We start from the raw sequence: 19790 nt of genomic DNA on the forward strand, positions 1-19790 counted from the left end.
ATAGAATGGAAAGGCGATGGTGTCATTGACGACGAATAAATTTGAAAAAGCGGTATTCGCAGGTGGGTGTTTCTGGTGTATGGTCAAACCATTTAAAGAATGGCCAGGAATTGAAGATGTCGTTTCAGGCTATATGGGAGGGCATGTCGACAATCCGACGTATGAAGAAGTGAAAAAAGGGGATTCAGGTCATGTAGAAGTAGTGGAAATCACGTACGATCCGGCCGTTTTCTCGTATGAACGATTACTTGACGTGTTTTGGCAACAAATTGACCCGACCGATGCGGAAGGACAATTTCACGATCGCGGTTCATCGTATACGACAGCTATATTCTACTCTACTGACGAGCAAAGGAAAATTGCTGAACGATCGAAGGCTGCGTTAGGGGAGAGCGGATTATTTTCAAAGCCGATCGTGACAGCGATCCGACCCGCAGAGACATTTTATCGCGCGGAAGAGTATCATCAGGATTATTACGAAAAGGAAAAAGAACATTATAAAGACAATCGTGCCCGTTCTGGTCGTGATGAATTTATAGCCGCTCATTGGGCATAATATCCCCCCTTCGACAAGTCGATCGAAGGGGGTTTTTGTATAGGAAATACTTCCGCTACTCCTTAAAGCTAGTCGAATGAATTTGCAATAGTCTTTTTCAAAGTATGAGCTTTTATTTGATTTATGTGAAAATTATATGACAAGTTTTGTTATTCCTCTTTCTTCATTTGTCACACTACGGTACACTAGAACTATTAATGGTTACAAAAGGGGGAAGTAACACCGTTATGCCTATACATACTATGAAATCATTCACATTTACGGCGCCCAATTATGAAGAGTGGAAGGAAACTGCCATTCAATCATTAAAAGGAAAGCCGTTTGAATCGTTGTTTACGAAAACTACTGAGGGAATTGAGTTGAAACCTTTATATACGAAAGACGATTTGGCGGGGCAAACCGTCTCACGTGTGACGAAGCCTGCATTTGGTTGGACAGTTGCACAACCTGTCAGCGCGGCGACTGGAGAGGAATTTTTACTTCAAGTACAGGAATCTTTGGAGCGGGGCAATCAAGCTATTGCGTATAATGGACTTCATGCGATGACTTGGAGTGACGAAGCGCTTCGTCAGTTGGCGGAATTACTTACGCACTATCCGATACTGTTTACAGAAGTGAAAAAAGAGGATCCGATTTTGCAAGCCTTTACATTCATTGAAGAAACGAAGCGTTCTGAAGTGACGGGGATCTGCATTGGGGATTTGGAAGTATTGCCTGAAAATATTCCGAATGTAAAAACAAAAGGTGCGGATTTATGGACAGCACATCATGAAGGTGCTGATGCGGTTACTGAATTGGCATTATCTCTTGCGATTGCTGCTGACTTAGCGGAAAAAGCACCTTCATTTGAAGCGTTTGTAGAGAATTTTTATGTTCGTTTTGCATCGGATACGCATTTCTTTATGGAAATCTCAAAGTTCCGCGCATTCCGTGTGTTATGGAAATTATTTAACGAAGCGTATGGAGTGGACGATCCGAAGCAAGTTCCGTTGCTAGCGATTACGTCATTGCGTTCGTATTCCAAACTCGATCCGTACGTGAACTTGTTGCGGGGCGGGAATTCGGCATTTGCTGCTGTCCTCGGTGGAGCGGACTGGCTGACAGTATTGCCTCATGATGTCTTGACGGGTACTTCACCAAGTTCCAATCGTTACGCACGTAATATTCAACTAATCTTAAAAGAAGAAACACATATCGACCAAGTGCTTGATCCTGCAGGCGGGTCGTACTTTATCGAGAGCTTAACGGCTGAGTTAGTTAAGAAAGCGTGGGATAAGTTCCTCGCAATTGAAGAAGATGGCGGTTATGAATCATTCTTGCAATCTGGTGAATTGAGCAAGCTACATGCGGCGCGTCAGGCGGAACTGGCGAGTGGGAAAAAGACGCTTATTGGAACGAATGTCTATGCAGAATTAATCGACACCAACTTGGCAGAAGCATCATCTGTTACGGTTTCCAAGCGTTTAGCTGAACCATTTGAACATCTTCGTGCTCGTTCACAAGAGGAGTTGCCAAAAACCGTATTACTGAACTTCGGTGAGCTGAAAGAGTATAAACCGCGTGCGGACTTTGTCAGTGGATTTTTAGCGGTTGGCGGGATTGATGCAGAGTGGAGTCCTTCTTTCGAGACTATTGAGCAAGCGCTCGGTTGGATGAACGAAGTACAACCACACTATGCGGTGATCTGTGCATCTGCAAATGCGACAGAAGAAGTCGTTACGAACTTCTTGAAAGAATATGCAGGAAATGTAGTGTTGGATGTCGCCGGAAAGTATGCAAAAGAACTTTCCGATCAATGGCTTGCTGACGGGCTGAACGGCTTTGTGTTCGCGGGACAAGATAAAATAGCTAAATTACAGGACATTGCCAACATTACGATAGGAGGCCATCCAGTTGAGTAAACCCGATTTTAAAAAAGTAGATGTACACCAAACATTGAACGAATTGTCGCCACATGCGCAAGGAAAAGATGCGTTCACAACGAATGAAGGCATTGACGTTTCACCGGTCTACACAGCGCAAGATATTGAACAGACGGAGCACTTATCAGATTTTCCGGGCATTGCACCTAACACACGCGGCCCGTATCCGACGATGTATGTCGCTCGTCCTTGGACAGTCCGTCAGTACGCCGGATTCTCTACTGCGGAAGAAAGTAATGCATTTTATCGCCGGAACTTGGCGATGGGACAAAAAGGATTATCCGTCGCGTTTGACTTGGCGACACACCGTGGATATGATTCCGATCACCCGCGTGTAACAGGGGACGTCGGTAAAGCGGGCGTTGCGATTGATTCGATTGAAGATATGAAAATTTTATTTGATGGGATTCCTCTCGATCAAATGTCAGTATCGATGACGATGAATGGTGCCGTTCTGCCCATCATGGCGTTTTACATCGTAGCTGCTGAAGAACAAGGTGTCCCGACTGAGAAACTGTCAGGAACGATTCAGAATGATATTTTGAAAGAATATATGGTACGAAACACGTACATTTTCCCGCCGGCGATGTCGATGCGGATCATTGCGGATATTTTCTCGTACACTTCCCAAAATATGCCGAAGTTCAACTCGATTTCCATCTCGGGTTACCATATGCAAGAAGCAGGTGCGACAGCTGATATTGAACTGGCGTATACATTGGCAGATGGGTTGGAGTATGTACGTACCGGCTTGCAAGCAGGAATAGATATCGATTCCTTCGCGCCACGCCTATCGTTTTTCTGGGCAATCGGCATGAACTATTACATGGAAATCGCAAAAATGCGTGCAGCTCGTAAAATTTGGGCGCAGATGATGCAGTCATTTGATCCGAAAAACTCGAAGACATTGGCATTGCGTACACACTCTCAAACGTCTGGTTGGAGTTTGACGGAGCAAGATCCTTTCAACAACGTCACGCGTACATTAGTGGAAGCGAATGCGGCCGCAATGGGGCATACGCAGTCATTGCACACGAATGCATTGGATGAAGCAATTGCGCTGCCGACAGATTTCTCTGCTCGTATTGCGCGGAATACGCAATTATTCTTGCAGGAAGAAACGATGATGACGAAAGTAATTGATCCTTGGGGCGGCTCGTATTACGTCGAGAAATTGACGGAAGAATTGATGGAGAAAGCTTGGGAGTTAATTGCGGAAATCGAATCACTTGGCGGTATGGCTGAAGCGATTGAAACAGGCTTGCCGAAGATGAAAATCGAAGAAGCCGCAGCGAAACGACAAGCGAAAATTGATTCGCGTGCAGAGACAATTGTCGGTGTGAATAAATACCGTTTGGATACAGAAGATGCGATCGACATTTTGGATATTGACAATACGTTGGTTCGTCAAAAGCAAATTGACCGTATTCATGACATGAAAGCAAAACGTGACGAGGCGACCGTTCAGGCGGCACTTGAAGCGATTATGCAATCAGCGAAAAGTGGTGAAGGAAACTTACTAGCCTTAGCGGTAGACGCTGCGAGAGCACGTGCGACGATCGGTGAAATTTCCGATGCGATCGAATCCGTTTCGGGTAGACATAAGGCGGTGATCCGTTCAGTGAGCGGTGTATACAGTTCAAACTTCTCCAACGAAGAAGAGATTCAAGAAGTGAAAGATATGACAGACGAATTCCTAGAAAATGAAGGGCGTCGTCCACGAATTTTAATTGCGAAAATGGGTCAGGATGGACATGACCGCGGAGCGAAAGTCATCGCCTCTTCATTTGCGGATTTAGGATTTGACGTAGATATCGGACCGTTATTCCAAACGCCTGAAGAAACCGCGTTGCAAGCTGCGGAAAATGATGTGCATGTGATCGGTGTAAGTTCACTCGCGGCAGGTCATAAAACGTTAGTACCGACTTTGCGTGAAGAGCTGAAGAAAATCGGGCGAGAAGATATTCTCGTAGTAGTAGGTGGAGTAATTCCTGCGCAGGACTATGATTTCTTACGTAAAAACGGAGCGGCGGCTATTTTTGGACCGGGTACAGTCATTCCTGTAGCGGCTCAAAAAGTGATTGAGGAAATCTACCGTCAGTTAGGTTACGAGGAAGTGGCGGATTGACAAACGAACAAAACACGGGAAAGGATTCAGCGATGCATGTGATGCGCGGGATTAAATCCACACACGATGGATTCGTTGCCTCCTCCCGTAAACGTTTTGTCAAAAAGGATTCGTCGCACGGTGATTTAGATGTTTTACGCGCAGAGATTGAAAACGGCTCACGTCTCCATCTAGCTAGAGGAATTACATTGCTCGAAAGTACGAAGCCGAGCGATAAAAAGATCGGACAAGAAATTTTAACGAGTCTGTTGCCGAAGACTGGCAATTGTATTCGAATCGGCATTACGGGTGTTCCGGGTGCGGGCAAAAGTACGTTTATCGAAGCGTTCGGCTTGATGTTAGCGGATATGGGCTTGAAAGTCGCAGTTCTTGCGATCGATCCGAGTTCTACGCTAACAGGCGGAAGTATTTTAGGAGATAAAACGCGGATGGAAGAGTTGGCGCGGCATGAAAATGCATTTATCCGACCTTCCCCGTCTGCGGGAACTCTAGGCGGTGTTCACAAAAAGACGCGTGAAACGATGTTGCTTTGTGAAGCTGCTGGATATGACGTCATCTTAATCGAAACGGTCGGTGTTGGACAAGGAGAAACGATTGTGCGCGGCATGGTCGACTATTTCTTGTTGCTCGTCTTAACAGGCGCGGGGGATGAACTGCAAGGGATGAAAAAAGGGATTATGGAATTGACGGATGGCATCATCGTGCATAAAAATGACGGCAACAACAAAGCACTCGTGAAAAAGACCGTCAGAGAATATACGAGAATTTTGCACATGCTGCAGCCCGCTTCTCCTAACTGGACATCTACCGCCAAGCCGGTCTCATCAATCGAACGAACCGGACTACAAGAAGTGTGGGAAACGATCTTACAGTTTGAACGAGCGATGAAAGACAGCAATCATTGGGAAGTCAGACGCCAGCACCAAACGAGAGACTGGTTCCATTCGATGATTAAAGACCACTTAATCGACTCGTTTTTCGCGGAACAAGGCAGAAAAACTGAAGTGAAAGCACTAGAAAGAGAATTACTAGAAGGCCATGTAACAGTTTCTGGTGCAATTGACCGATTGTTTTCTTCTTGATTTGCCCCGGTTTATGCTATGATTGAAGTGGGTGGCCTAGCCTACTATAAACGGCAACACGTCCGTAATGAAAGCGGTCATCACAATTATACGTAATAGGAAGGGAGATCCTGTAAAATGACGATGAACTTTGATTTTTACATGAACGATATGACAAGCCAAGCGAGATCCGAAATGGAAGCGAGCGGCTACGAGCAACTAAAAACACCTGAAGACGTAGAGGCAGCATTCAAACGTCCAGGCACGACACTAGTCATGATCAACTCAGTCTGTGGATGCGCAGGAGGAATCGCACGCCCCGCAGCAGCACACGCTGTCCACTACGACAAGCGCCCAGATCACCTAGTCACAGTATTCGCTGGCCAAGACAAAGAAGCAACAGCACAAGCACGCATGCACTTCGGTGAAGATCACATCCCATCCTCACCATCATTCGCCCTACTAAAAGACGGCAAACTCATCGGCGAAGTAGGACGCTTCGAAATAGAAGGACACGACCCCATGTCAGTCGTCGTCAACCTACAAGAACAATTCGAACAACACTGCGAAGAACTCTAACAAAAGCGGAAGCGGCTGTTCAGCTCCGACAGGCGTTGGAAGAAAAGTAATAAAGGCGCTCTTTGCCTTTCTTGCTTTTCTGAAACGACCCGAGGAGCTAGCCGCTATAGCTAGATGTCACCAAAAGCGGAATGCGCCGTTCAGGCTCGACAGGCGTTGGAAGACTTACCAAAAAGGCGCTCTTTGCCTTTATGGTAAGTCTGAAACGACCCGAGAGCCTGGCGCATGCAGCTAGCCGTCACCAAAAGCGGAATGCGCCGTTCAGGCTCGACAGGCACTGGAGGCCTTACCGAAAAGGTGCGCTCTTTGCACCTTATCGGTAAGACCGAAGTGTCCCGAGAGCCTGGCGCATGCAGCTAGCCGTCACCAAAAGCGGAAGCGGCCGTTCAGCTCCGACAGGCGTTGGAAGACTTACCAAAAAGGCGCACTTTGCCTTTATAGTAAGTCTGAAACGACCCAAAAAGCTAAAGTTACACAATCACATCAAAAACAAAAAACCGTTCGCATGATGATTCATGCGAACGGTCCTTACTACTATCAAAAGAATACGCTGAGGCCCATGAAAAGCGTAGACGCGATCATGGCAACAATCATTAAGTAGACGACAGTTTTTTGGATTTTTTTATTACTCATGCAACATAACTCCTTACACGTTGAAATAGGTATGGTTTTATTTTAACAGAATGTTGGAATTTCACAACTAGAATGGCTGTTCCATGCAAAAAGTAAAGATCACTAGCCAAAAGGGGAATGACAGATGAACAAAGTAGATCACATTGGGATTGCGGTTAGAAATATTGAAAAGTCATTGGATTACTACATACATACACTTGGCCTTACAGTCATGGCAATTGAAGAAGTGGCAAGTCAAGGCGTGAAAGTGGCATTTATCGATGCGCATAACGTGAAAATTGAATTGCTGGAGCCAATGTCTGACACGAGCCCGATTGCCAAATTTATTGAAAAGCGCGGAGAAGGAGTACACCATATCGCATTTGGCGTCTCGGATATTCGTACGAGAATGCAAGAATTACATGAAAAAGGGGTACAGTTGCTGTCAGATGAACCAAAACCGGGGGCAGGCGGAGCAGAAGTTGCGTTTTTACATCCGAAATCATCATATGGCGTGCTGTATGAATTATGTGAAAAGACCAAGGGGGAAGAATAAATGAATATTTACGATAAAATTAATGAACTGTATGACAAGAAGCGCGAAATCGAGCTAGGTGGCGGCGACGAGCGGATTATGAAGCAACACGAAAAAGGAAAATTGACAGCTCGCGAGCGTATCGAATTATTGCTAGACGAAGGAACATTCGTTGAACTAAATCCTTTCGTAGTTCACCGTACACGCGATTTCGGCATGGACAAACTCGAAGGACCAGGCGACGGTGTCGTAACAGGTTACGGAAAAATCCACGGCCGTCCGATTTATTTATTCTCACAAGATTTCACTGTATTCGGCGGAGCACTTGGGGAAATGCACGCGATGAAAATTGCCAATGTAATGGATCTAGCTGCTAAAAATGGTGCGCCTTTCATCGGCTTAAACGATTCAGGCGGTGCGCGTATTCAAGAAGGAGTATTGTCACTGGACGGATACGGAGAAATTTTCTATCGTAATGCGATTTATTCTGGCGTCATTCCGCAAATCTCTGTTATTTTAGGACCTTGTGCAGGCGGCGCGGTGTATTCTCCAGCAATTACAGATTTCGTTATTATGACGGACAAAACGAGCCAAATGTTCATTACAGGACCTAAAGTAATCGAAACGGTCACAGGTGAAAAGATTTCATCTGAAGGACTGGGCGGCGCAAAAGTTCATAACACGATTAGCGGAAACGCACATTTACGTGGAGAAAGTGAAGAAGTGGTTCTTGAAAAAGTTCGTGACTTGTTGACCTATTTGCCACAGAATAATACAGAAAAAACACCGATTCAACCGTATGAAGAGCAAGATGATTACCGCGAAGATTTAGCGGAAGTCGTACCGTACGAAACGATTCGTCCGTATGATGTACGTAAAGTATTGGAGCATGTAGTAGACGAAGGGTCATTTTTTGAAATCCAGCCGGAATTTGCGAAAAATGCAGTAGTCGGCTATGCACGTATGAAAGGTGAAACGGTTGGATTCGTTTGTAATCAGCCAAAAGTGATGGCGGGGGGACTCGATATCGACTCTTCCGATAAAATCGCACGTTTCATCCGCACATGTGACTCATTCAATATTCCGATCATTACATTTGAAGACGTGACGGGCTTCTTCCCGGGAATCAAACAAGAGCACGGCGGCATCATTCGTCACGGCGCGAAAATCTTGTATGCATATTCAGAAGCAACAGTACCAAAAATCACGTTAATCTTGCGCAAAGCATTTGGGGGCGCGTATGTTGCATTGAACTCGAAGTCGATTGGTGCGGATGTAGTGTATGCTTGGCCAAACGCAGAAGTAGCTGTAATGGGAGCGGAAGGGGCAGCGAATATTATCTTCGCACGCGATATCGCGAAAAGTGAAGATCCTGAAGCGACTCGTGCAGCGAAAATCGAAGAATACCGCGAGAAGTTTGCGAATCCATACGTAGCGGCTTCACACGGCATGATTGACGATGTCATTGACCCGCGTGAAACACGTATTAAGCTACTGCAAGCACTTGAAATGATGCGTAATAAACAGGAAGATCGTCCGAAGAAGAAGCACGGCAACATACCTCTATAAAAAAGGGAGTCTTTACCATTGAATGAAACACGTCTGTTAGAAGAGTTTTTGGAGTTAGTGAAAATTGATTCTGAAACGAAAAACGAACGTCAAATTGCGGATGTGCTCACGAAGAAATTAGAAGCACTCGGTTTTGAAGTGACTGAAGATGACACAGCTGAAACAACGGGACACGGCGCCGGGAATTTAATCGCTAATTTGGCGGGTACGTTGGACGCTGATCCGATTTATTTCACCTGTCATATGGATACAGTCGTTCCAGGCCAGCAAATAAAGCCGATCGTTAAAGAGGATGGCTATGTATACAGTGATGGCACGACGATTTTAGGTGCCGACGACAAAGCAGGAATCGCAGCTCTTCTTGAACTAGCGAAAGTACTTCAGGAATCCGGCAAGCCTCATGGTCCGATTCAATTCATCATAACAGCTGGAGAGGAAAGTGGGCTCGTCGGCGCAAAAGCGATGAATCCGAACTACTTGAAAGCGAAATACGGTTTTGCGATTGACAGCGATGGAAAGGTTGGCGGCATTGTCACGGCTGCCCCTTACCAATCGAAGCTGTGGACGACGATTTACGGCAGAACGGCGCATGCAGGCGTTGCGCCTGAAAAAGGGATTTCGGCTATCACGCTTGCGGCTAAATCCATTGCAGGCATGAAACTGGGCCGCATTGATCGCGAAACGACTGCGAATATCGGACGATTTGAAGGGGGACGCGCAACGAATATCGTTTGTGAAGAAGCGTTCATTTTATCCGAAGTCCGGTCTATTCAGCCTGACAAAATGCAGCGTCAAATCGATTCAATGATAGAAAAATTCAGTACGACAAGCCGATCACTTGGTGGACGTGCGGAAACGAAGACGGAATTGATGTATCCTGGCTTCCATTTACAAGACGATGAAGTAGTCGTGCAAGTCGCGATGCAAGCGATTCGCAACGTCGGACGCAAACCGCAGACGATGACGAGCGGTGGCGGAAGTGACGGAAATGTCTTTAATGGCATGGGTGTCCCGACTGTGACATTGTCTGTTGGCTATGAAGAAATTCATACGAAACAGGAGCGGATGCCGATCGAAGAGTTGAATAAGCTAACAGAATTGCTGTTGGAAATAGTTGACTTGGCTAGTAATCAAGCGAACTAAATATTTTACTGCGTGGAAAGAAGGTGCTAGTATGCAAGCTGTCATCGTGCAAACAGGAAATGAAGAATATGCATTACCTGTAGAATCTGTCGTCTCCATTGAGAAACTTGAATACATTACACCGATCCCCCATCTGCCAACCTATTTATTAGGGCTGATGAAGTCGCGGGGAGAGTTGGTACCGATTTTGGACTTCAGTCAAATTTTGTACCATCGGCCTGCAGCACGTAACGAAGAATCGCATATTGTGGTTTTGACGACGAGTCAGATTGAAATTGGCTTATTGGTGTTGGATGCGAAAGAAATCTTGGAATTACCAGAAGAGCGACTGACGTCTACCGCATTGAAAGCTTATTCCAAGACACCTTATTTCACGACAGTAGCCAATTTGGAAGATCGTGTGATTACAGTCATTGACCCGGAACTGTTAGCGACTTCGTTGGCAGGCATGGATGAAATTTCTGCCTACGTCCGAGAACAAAGTCAAACATCGTAACCAAATGAATTATATCGTGTGGAAAAAGTGGCAAACGCTAGCTAGTTTGCCGCTTTTTCCTGTTGCTTGTAGTACAATCGATGTACACTAGTCAAGAAAGAAAGGTGTCGCTATGACGGATCAACCGAATCCACGAGTCATTATGCATCTTGATATGAATAGTTTTTTTGCTTCTGTCGAACAAGCGGCTAATCCGAAACTAAAAGGAATTCCACTCGCTGTAGCAGGCAATCCGAAAGAGCGACGAGGAATTTTAGTTACCTGCTCATATGAAGCGAGGGCGTTCGGGGTGTATACGACGATGACAGTTGGGGAAGCGAGACGACTTTGCCCACAGTTAACGATTGTTCCACCGCGTCACGAATTGTATCGCCAAATGTCCGATTCCGTTTTTGAAATTTTACGCAGTTATACAGAATGTGTCGAGCCTGTTTCGATCGATGAAGCGTATATTGATACGACGGAAATCGGCGGACTGACACGCGCATATGAGCTGGCGGAAGAAATCCAGCAACGTATTGTACAGGAATTGGATTTGCCTTGTTCGATCGGCATCGCACCGAATAAATTTTTAGCGAAAACCGCTTCTGATATGAAAAAACCGATGGGTGTGACTATTTTACGGAAGCGTCAAGTGGCCGATATCTTATGGCCGCTACCCGTTCTAGAGATGCATGGAATTGGCAAACGTACAGAAGAAAAATTGCATAGTGCCGGCATTCGCACCATTGGAGAATTAGCTGTCGCTGAGAAAATGATTGTAGAAAGACTGCTTGGAAAAAATGGTCTGCGTCTGCAACAACGGGCGAATGGAATCGATTCACGTCCTGTCGATCCCGAAAGTGCAGAAGAGCGGAAAAGCATCGGCAGCTCCACTACGTTACCGATCGATCTTCTAGATTTGGATGAATGTATTCCGATATTCGAACGATTGGCGAATAAAGTGGCGGCGCGTTTAGCAGCTAAATCGTTAGCGGGTGTGACGGTCAGTATTCAAATACGGTACGCAGACTGGCAACAGACGACTCGCAGCCGCACCGGTGATCCCGTGTATTTGGCAGAAGATATTACTGCGATTGCGCTCGAGTTGTTTACACGCCATTGGAATGACGAACCGATTCGATTGCTCGGCGTGACCGTTTCGAACGTGCTCGAGCGGCATGAAATGGTTGAACAACTAACATTCGATAATTTTGAACAGCTGGAAAAAGAACATCAAGTAGACCAACTCGTCTCTTCTCTGACGAAACGTTTTGGTGACGGTGCGATTAAAAAAGGCTGGTCGGAGTAAACGAAAGGAGAACGTCAATGGATATAGAATTTTTAGGAACAGGCGCTGGCATGCCGTCTAAACAACGAAATACTTCAGCACTCATCCTCGATTTAACAGATGAAAATAGAGAAAACTGGTTGTTTGATTGTGGAGAAGCTACCCAGCATCAGCTGCTGTACAGCACTATTAAACCGAAGAAAATTACTAAAATTTTCATTACTCATTTGCATGGAGATCATATTTTCGGCTTACCGGGTTTTTTAAGTTCACGCGCATTTTTAGGGGGGGACGATCCGGTTGATCTTTACGGTCCTGCTGGGTTGAAAGAATGGCTGCACCATACGTATCAAGTAACGGGGACGTATTTGCCGTATAAGTTAAATGTCCATGAAGTGACAGACGGTTTGATAGTGGAGACGGAAGAGTTTAACGTTTATGCGAAGGAAGTGCAACATGTAGTAAAAAGTTTCGGTTTCCGTATTGAGCAGAAAGAATTACCTGGGACGTTATTGATTGACAAGGCGCTTGAATCCGGCGTGCCAAAAGGTCCTTTGCTGCAAAAGTTAAAGGCCGGTCAGGATGTGGTGTTAGCTGATGGACGTGTCGTATATAGTAAAGATGTGACGACTGAGCGCAAGCCAGGCTTTGTGTTGGCGGTCATTGGGGACACGTCTTATTGTAAGGCGTCGGTGGAGCTGGCGCGAGATGCGGATGTGTTGATTCATGAGGCGACGTTTACGAATGAGTATGCGGCGGGTGCGAAGGAGTTCGGACATTCGACGGTGGTGGATGCAGCGATGGTTGCGAAGGAAGCTTGTGTGAAGGAGCTGATCGTAAATCATATTAGTTCGCGTTTTATGGCGAGTGAGATGGCTAGTTTTCGTGCGGAGGGTGCTGCGGTGTTTCCGCGGTTGTCGGTTGCGGAAGATTTTATGCGGTTTCGTTGGAAGCATGGGGAGTTGAGTTGTGTGAAGCAGTAGAGCCGCCATGAGCCAGCTAGCAGGAGAGTGCAACTAGTTTGCTCATGGCTTCGGCTGACCCCGCAAACTACTTACGACATCGCGCCGAGTTCGCGGGATCTAGCTTCTGCGCTGTTTATGCAGTCAGCGATGACCGATTTGAATTGGTGCGACTCCAACGCGCGCAAGCCTGCTGCGGTCGTACCACCCGGGCTTGTCACGTTCGTGCGCAGCGTAATCGGTTCTTCACCTGTCGTTTTCAACATCGCCGCAGCACCTTCTAACGTTTGGACGATGAGCTCGCGTGCGTCAGTAGCATCTAAGCCGCATGCGACGGCAGCTTCTTCCAGCGCCTCAACCAAATAATACACATACGCTGGACCGCTGCCGGACAAGGCAGTGACTGCATGCAAATCGTCTTCTTCTACAACTTTTACAATACCAATCGCGCTCAAAAGACTAAGAATCGACTGTCTCATTTCGCTCGTCACTTCTTCATTGAACGCAATACCGCTTGCAGACAAACCGATCGTCGCGGACGTGTTCGGCATCGAACGAGCGATTGGGCGAGCACCTAGACCACTCTCAAATGTCTCGATCGAAATACCCGCGATGACCGATAGAAAAGCCGTATGGTCGGTAATGTACGGGCGAATGTCTTTCATCACTTGCTGGACGTCTTTTGGTTTTGTCGCCAAAACGATTAAATCGATTTCCGAAATGAATGAACGATCCTCGCACACTTTCGTAATTCCGTAACGATCTTCCAGCTCACATAAACGATTCGCATCTGAACGATTCATCACATACACTTGTTTCCCCGGTAACACTTGCTTCTCTACAATTCCTGCAATGATTGCTTCGGCCATAGAACCAGCGCCAACGAATAAAATTTTCTCCATTTCCAACATCCCCTATAGTGATTATTCTGTCAAATATACGTAAAAAAAGCGTTTTCGTCCCTAACTATCAGGACGAAAACGCTCGGTTTCCGCGGTGCCACCTAAATTTGCTGGAGTACCAGCACAACTTCATGCCTTCTTTATCGCAGAAGGTACGGTTGTGTTTCCACAACAGCTCGGAAGGAGGTTCGACAGGGAGTGGGATGCATGGCTCGCAGCCTTGACCATGCTCTCTTATATCCGTCACCACATCTACTCGTCTTCCTCGACGCTCGTTCAGCTATTTTCATGATTATGTCATGTACGTACAGAAATGTCAATCCATGATTAGCTATCGATAAATAGATAGACGATAAATAACAAGATCAGTACACTAATCGTCAAAAAGACTACTTTCATGACGCTGATCGGATAATTGCCTGATACTTTCCCCGTTTGTCCATTGACGATAAATTGATACACTTTTTCATTGAAATGAAAGGAAGAAATCCAAATGGGCAATAAAATATGTTTATACGTAATATCTGTAAACTCAGTAGATAAATTGACGACTTGTACGATATCGCCTGCTACTTTGCGTTCAATGCCAGACGTAATACCGCTTTTCATCATACCTTGCGCTTCAGTGAACCCTTGTTGAAGAGACGTTTGGTAGCGCTCAGCTAAAAAACCGGACATATATTCTAATTTATAATCAGTTAAGCTCGATAACTGGAAAGGCTGTACTTTTTGTAATAGTTTCGGTTCGATAGTGGAAGACGCCTTGATCAACACATCATCGAAAAACTGCTCATAATTTCCGCTTTCCTGATGCCAGCGGATTTTTTGCACTTGCTCGGTCACTTGTCTCGCTTTGCCGTCCTCATAAACGGTATGTGTGACGGTTTCGTAATAATAATTGCCGACGCGCACGACGTAATGGGAGTAAGTTTGGCTATCATACGTCCAATAAGGCAAGTACGCACCGGAAATTTTATGCAGCCGATACGTTTTCTTTAATTCGGTAGGGGCGAAGAAATGCCCTTTAATCCATTCCTTGAACTTATCGAGTGCTTGGTCTTGTGAGATTTGGAACGGAATGAGCAAGCCTGGTTGGATCCCTGCATCTTTTTCCGTGATAGAAATATGCGAGGAACCGCAGAACGAACAAAAATCGGCTACGACGTTCGCTTGAAGGACAGATTCCGCACCACAGTTTTGACACTGAAATACACGCGTGTCTTCTTGCCATAAGTGATTTCGACTGTCGCCTGCCGCTGTGAAATCCAGCTCTACCGTCTGATCGTACGTCGCTTCAATTGCTTGTTCATTTCCACAAAACGGACATTTTAATCCGCGGGTTTCCGGGTGGTATTCCGTGTTTCCGCCACAAGACGTACATTTAATATTTTCCGTTTGTTCCATCGTTGGTTGTTGCTGCTCGTCAAATGAAGTCAACCGGCATCCCTCACTTCGCGCTCAATGTCTCACCGCATTCTGCACAAAACTTAGCGTTTGGCAGATTGGCATGTGAGCACGCAGGACATTTTTTCTCGGACACTTGTGCCGTCCCGCAAACATTACAGAACTTCGCATCTTTTGGAATATGCGCCTGACAATTTATACAAGACGCTTGTTCCACTACAGTAGATTTTCCACACTCCGGACAAAATTTCGAATCCGCACCAATCGTTGCCTGGCAATGCGGACATACTTTCGTCGCAGTAGTCGTTGCCGGTTGGTTGTTCGGATTCATCGCTTGAGACATCACTTGCCCCATCGACATTCCCGCACCCATCCCGACGCCAGCTCCTGCTAAGCCGCCTTCGTTTTTCGCCGCATCACGAATTGCCTCAGCTGCTTGGTATTGCTGGTATTGCTGCATATTGCCGAGCACACCCATCGTTGTCTTTTTATCCATCGCTTCTTCGACTTCTTTAGGAAGTGACAAGTTTTCGATGTATAGCGAAGTGATCTCAAAACCAAACTCCGCAAAACGAGGAATCATTTTCTGTTTACTCGCTTCACTTAATTCGTCATAATGCATCGCCAGATCAAGCGCGGGGATTTGAGATTCCGCAAATAAATCAGACAATCCCGAAATGATCATTTTCTTTAAATGCCCTTCAATCGCACTCGTATCATACGAACTATTCGTCCCAAACAACTCACGCAAGAAAACGACCGGCTCTTTCACGCGGTATGAATAAATTCCGTAGCCGCGCAGACGAATCATTCCGAAGTCGTGATCACGCATCATAATAGGATTTGACGTCCCCCATTTTTGATTGATGAACTGCTTCGTATTAATAAAATACACTTCTGCTTTAAATGGGGAGTCAAATCCATATTTCCATGACTTTAACTTCGTCAAGATCGGCATGTTTTGAGTATAGAGAACATGTCGCCCTGGACCGAAAACATCCGCAATTTCTCCTTCATTCACCATAATGGCCACTTGAGATTCACGGACAGTTAATTCTGCTCCCATTTTGATTTCATTATTGTGTACTGGAAACTGATAGACCAATGTATTTGACTGCTGATCTTGCCATTCAATGACCTCGATAAATTGATTTTTAAAGAACCCGAAAATTCCCATTACAATCCCTCCTGCTCGACAGTTTTTTGCATAATCTGTGTTTTCTTGTAGTATACCATACGAAAGACTTTCGATTTTGGTTTCATTTTGCATAGATAATTTCAGAGCCGTTACGTGACGCATCGGAAAAAAAAGAGTACAATAGAATGAATAGCCATTCACTTCCAAGGAGGACTGTACATGATACATAAGATTGCCACACCGACTCCGTTCGGGGTAGGAGATGTTAATAGCTTTTTACTAAAAGGGGATGCGTTGACATTAGTCGATGCAGGAACGAAAACACCTGAAGCGCGAGACGTGTTACAACAGGAATTACGCAAACTAGGGTATACGTTTAACGATATTGAGCAAGTGTTCGTCACGCATCATCATCCCGATCATTGCGGCTGGGTAGAGACGTTTGATCGTGCTGAAATTCAAGGGCATCCATATTTGGACTATTGGTTGTCACGCGATGCAGCGTTTCTAGATCGACATGACCGTTTTTATGAACAATCGATGCACGAAGAAGGGGTTCCTGACGAATATATGAAATGGGTGAAGCGGTTCCGCCGTTCGGTCGAGTTAATGGGCAACCGACCCGTTGATCGTCTATTGAATGAAGGCGACGCACTGCCAGGACATCCAGGGTGGATCGTACAAGAGTCACTCGGGCACGCACAAAGTCACTTATCGTTATGGAATGAACGGGAAGGGGTGTTAATCGGCGGTGATTTATTGTTGGAGAAAGTATCTTCCAATCCGTTAGTCGAGCCCCCGCTTTATGAGGAGCAAGGTCGTCCACGGTCATTGCTTCAATACAATGCTTCTCTTACTAGATTGCTCGATTTACCGATTCAGACAGTTTACGGAGGGCATGGCGGTGAAATCTACAACGCCCACGAATTAATTACAGGGCGCTTAGCGAAACAACGAGATCGAGCGATGAAAGTATATGAAATGATTAAAGAAAAATCACAGACAGTCTATGAACTGACGCAACGTCTATTTCCTGCAGTTTATGAGAAAGAACTCGGTTTGACGTTATCTGAAACACTTGGCCAACTGGACTATTTGGTTTCCCGGGAAATGATTGAAGAAACATTGGACGACAATGGAGTACACTACTATGCCGTCCGCTAAAACAGTGCTCATTACCGGAGCGACGAGTGGTGTTGGATTTGAGCTGGCGAAACGGTTACATCGTGCTGGTTTCCGAGTGCTCGCTACTGGACGCAATGCTGGGGCCCTTCAGCAACTTCAAACGCTTGGAATCGAAGGATTTTGTGCAGATTTACGAGATACGAAACAACTGGACTGGCTCGTATCTCGTATTGGATTACCTGACATCGTCGTATTTTCCGCAGGAGTCGGTCGTTTTAGTTTGGCCATAGACGCTACAGATGATGAAATGGAAGAAATGTTTCAAATGAACGTTCTCGTACCGATGCAACTAACAAAACGCCTGCTTCCTGCAATGACTGAGCGTGGACGGGGTCATTTGCTGTATATCGGCTCACAAGCAGGGAAAGTCGCCACACCGAAAACATCTGTCTACGCGGCGACAAAACACGCATTGATCGGCTATACGAATGCACTTCGAATGGAAGTCGCCCCGCATCAACTCGCGGTGTCCGTCATCCACCCTGGACCGATCGACACACCGTTCATCGAATTGGCAGATCAGACAGGGAGCTACAAGCAAGCACTCGGTTCTCAGTTATTATCTGTAGAAACCGTCGTAAATGCCATCGTCACGACAATCGAACACCCACAAAGAGAAGTAAACCTCCCACGCATCATGGGCTGGACGAGTAAATTGTATGCATTGGCACCGTCAATAGTAGAAACAGTCGGCAAGCCATTTTTTTATAAAAAATAAACTATGAGTAGGGTGATTGAATGGAGTGAGGGTAACTTAGCGTGTCTTGCGGCTTGCGCTTCCAGACGATACGCTTTCCGGAGGGGACGCGGTGGACCGTCAAGCACTGCGGGTTACACCTGTCAGTGCAAAGATGTGCTCCTTCTCGCTACGCTTCACTCGCAAAAGCCGTCCTTCGCTACGGCTTTTCCTGAACCTCCCGGAGTCGATCGTCTTCCAGCTTCAGCCGAAACTTAGCGTGTGCAAGACAGGTTGATCACTCTTTGTATGTGGTGAAAGACCAACATCAGCTACTATGACTATTTCGATGGACTGAGTGGAAAAAGCAATGACTCTATATGTATTCAATCAGGCAATCCAAAGCTTTATCTACACTGTTCAGGAAGTAGAGCTTACCATACTCTATTTCTGGACGAACACAAACTGACTTACGAACACAAACTCAAGGATTCTCCCGGAAGAACCGGCGACTCCTGGAGGATCAGGACGACAGGCGAAATCGCCAAAGCACTTCTGGCGAGTCCGCCGCGTCCCCTCAGGAAAGCGTCCGGTTCTGCAGGGAGAATCCTCACACATACACTCATTTTCTGCACTGCACTGAATAAGTCACTTACCCTACTCTAATTTTTGGACGAACACAGACTGACTTCCCGACACAAACTCAAGGATTCTCCCGGAAGAACCGGCGACTCCTGGAGGATCAGGACGACAGGCGAAATCGCCAAAGCACTTCTGGCGAGTCCGCCGCGTCCCCTCAGGAAAGCGTCCGGTTCTGCAGGGAGAATCCTCACACATACACTCATTTTCTGCACTGCACTGAATAAGTCACTTACCCTACTCTAATTTTTGGACGAACACAGACTGACTTCCCGACACAAACTCAAGGATTCTCCCGGAAGAACCGGCGACTCCTGGAGGATCAGGACGACAGGCGTAATCGCCAACGCACTTCTGGCGAGTCCGCCGCGTCCCCTCAGGAAAGCGTCCGGTTCTGCAGGGAGAATCCTCACACATACACTCATTTTCTGCACCAAGAAAGAAGAATCATTTATCCCACTCTAACTTCTGGACAAACACCAACTGACATCCCGACACAAACTCAAGGATTCTCCCGGAAGAACCGGCGACTCCTGGAGGATCAGGACGACAGGCGTAATCGCCAAAGAACTTTTGGCGAGTCCGCCGCGCCCCCTCAGGAAAGCGTCCGGTTCTGCAGGGAGAATCCTCACACATACACTCATTTTCTGCACTGCACTGAATAAGTCACTTACCCTACTCTAATTTTTGGACGAACACAGACTGACTTCCCGACACAAACTCAAGGATTCTCCCGGAAGAACCGGCGACTCCTGGAGGATCAGGGCGACAGGCGTAATCGCCAAAGAACTTCTGGTGAGTCCGCCGCGCCCCCTCAGGAAAGCGTCCGGTTCTGTAGGGAGAATCCTCACACGTACACTATTTTTCTGCACCACATGAGGGAAGTCACTCATCTAACCAAACCCTTCCTAAAAAATAATCATATTATGTAAACTTCATACATCCAAAAAAAGAAGTTTGAATAGTATGTAATAAATGATATAGTATATATACAGAAGTTCACAAAATAGACA

The 19790-nt window shown here is 46.2% G+C and carries 17 protein-coding genes; 13 read left to right on the top strand and 4 right to left on the bottom strand.

Going from position 1 to position 19790, the window contains the following annotated elements:
• Positions 1-79 precede the first annotated feature (79 nt).
• The 5 genes from msrA (at position 80) to DV702_RS04675 (ending at position 6246) form a co-directional block, all read left to right on the top strand.
• Positions 80-556: a peptide-methionine (S)-S-oxide reductase MsrA gene (gene msrA, locus DV702_RS04655; protein WP_240315720.1), complete on the top strand. Its 477-nt coding sequence runs from the start codon at positions 80-82 to the stop codon at positions 554-556.
• Positions 557-783: 227 nt separating this feature from the next.
• Positions 784-2457: a methylmalonyl-CoA mutase family protein gene (locus DV702_RS04660; protein WP_162805712.1), complete on the top strand. Its 1674-nt coding sequence runs from the start codon at positions 784-786 to the stop codon at positions 2455-2457.
• Entirely contained in the window at positions 2450-4606 is a 2157-nt protein-coding gene (gene scpA / locus DV702_RS04665) for a methylmalonyl-CoA mutase (protein WP_114923701.1), read from the top strand. The genes DV702_RS04660 and scpA overlap by 8 nt, the downstream gene beginning before the upstream one ends.
• A gap of 32 nt (positions 4607-4638) precedes the next feature.
• On the top strand, positions 4639-5688 hold the full coding sequence (meaB, locus tag DV702_RS04670; protein WP_114925837.1) for a methylmalonyl Co-A mutase-associated GTPase MeaB: 1050 nt from the start codon (positions 4639-4641) through the stop codon (positions 5686-5688).
• A 117-nt stretch (positions 5689-5805) separates the two neighbouring features.
• On the top strand, positions 5806-6246 hold the full coding sequence (locus DV702_RS04675) for a BrxA/BrxB family bacilliredoxin (protein WP_114923702.1): 441 nt from the start codon (positions 5806-5808) through the stop codon (positions 6244-6246).
• A 537-nt stretch (positions 6247-6783) separates the two neighbouring features.
• Here DV702_RS04675 and prli42 read toward each other — a convergent pair.
• Positions 6784-6879 (bottom strand): stressosome-associated protein Prli42, encoded by a 96-nt coding sequence (gene prli42 / locus DV702_RS16770; protein ID WP_162805713.1) that lies wholly within the window; start codon positions 6877-6879, stop codon positions 6784-6786.
• A 124-nt stretch (positions 6880-7003) separates the two neighbouring features.
• On the opposite strand from prli42, the gene mce reads away from it, so the two are divergent.
• From mce to rnz, 6 genes are all read left to right on the top strand, one after another.
• The gene (mce, locus tag DV702_RS04680) at positions 7004-7414 is read left to right on the top strand and encodes a methylmalonyl-CoA epimerase (RefSeq protein ID WP_114923703.1); all 411 of its coding nucleotides are present in this window, start codon (positions 7004-7006) and stop codon (positions 7412-7414) included.
• Positions 7415-8962, top strand: a complete 1548-nt coding sequence (locus tag DV702_RS04685) for an acyl-CoA carboxylase subunit beta (RefSeq protein WP_114923704.1) — start codon at positions 7415-7417, stop codon at positions 8960-8962.
• 18 nt (positions 8963-8980) lie between these two features.
• The gene (locus DV702_RS04690; RefSeq protein ID WP_114923705.1) at positions 8981-10105 is read left to right on the top strand and encodes a M20/M25/M40 family metallo-hydrolase; all 1125 of its coding nucleotides are present in this window, start codon (positions 8981-8983) and stop codon (positions 10103-10105) included.
• 31 nt (positions 10106-10136) lie between these two features.
• Positions 10137-10601 (top strand): chemotaxis protein CheW, encoded by a 465-nt coding sequence (locus DV702_RS04695; protein WP_114923706.1) that lies wholly within the window; start codon positions 10137-10139, stop codon positions 10599-10601.
• 112 nt (positions 10602-10713) lie between these two features.
• Complete coding sequence (locus DV702_RS04700) at positions 10714-11892, top strand: DNA polymerase IV (RefSeq protein WP_114923707.1); 1179 nt, start codon at positions 10714-10716, stop codon at positions 11890-11892.
• 17 nt (positions 11893-11909) lie between these two features.
• Positions 11910-12854 carry a ribonuclease Z gene (gene rnz / locus DV702_RS04705; protein ID WP_114923708.1) on the top strand — a complete coding sequence of 315 codons (945 nt, stop codon included), beginning with the start codon at positions 11910-11912 and terminating at the stop codon, positions 12852-12854.
• 71 nt (positions 12855-12925) lie between these two features.
• Here rnz and proC read toward each other — a convergent pair whose 3' ends face one another.
• The 3 genes from proC to DV702_RS04720 all read right to left on the bottom strand — a co-directional run bounded on the left by proC (position 12926) and on the right by DV702_RS04720 (position 16316).
• Positions 12926-13735, bottom strand: a complete 810-nt coding sequence (gene proC, locus DV702_RS04710) for a pyrroline-5-carboxylate reductase (RefSeq protein ID WP_114923709.1) — start codon at positions 13733-13735, stop codon at positions 12926-12928.
• 327 nt (positions 13736-14062) lie between these two features.
• Positions 14063-15172, bottom strand: coding sequence for a TFIIB-type zinc ribbon-containing protein (locus DV702_RS04715; protein WP_114923710.1), 1110 nt, complete (start codon positions 15170-15172; stop codon positions 14063-14065).
• Between the two features lie 10 nt (positions 15173-15182).
• A complete protein-coding gene (locus tag DV702_RS04720; RefSeq protein WP_114925838.1) occupies positions 15183-16316 on the bottom strand; it encodes an SPFH domain-containing protein in 1134 nt (377 codons plus the stop codon).
• A gap of 180 nt (positions 16317-16496) precedes the next feature.
• On the opposite strand from DV702_RS04720, the gene DV702_RS04725 reads away from it, so the two are divergent.
• Positions 16497-17441: an MBL fold metallo-hydrolase gene (locus DV702_RS04725; protein WP_114923711.1), complete on the top strand. Its 945-nt coding sequence runs from the start codon at positions 16497-16499 to the stop codon at positions 17439-17441.
• Positions 17428-18180, top strand: a complete 753-nt coding sequence (locus DV702_RS04730; protein ID WP_114923712.1) for an SDR family NAD(P)-dependent oxidoreductase — start codon at positions 17428-17430, stop codon at positions 18178-18180. Before DV702_RS04725 ends, DV702_RS04730 begins: the two co-directional genes overlap by 14 nt.
• The last annotated feature ends 1610 nt before the right edge of the window (positions 18181-19790 follow it).

The sequence above is a fragment of the Sporosarcina sp. PTS2304 genome, assembly GCF_003351785.1.
Lineage (GTDB): Bacteria > Bacillota > Bacilli > Bacillales_A > Planococcaceae > Sporosarcina.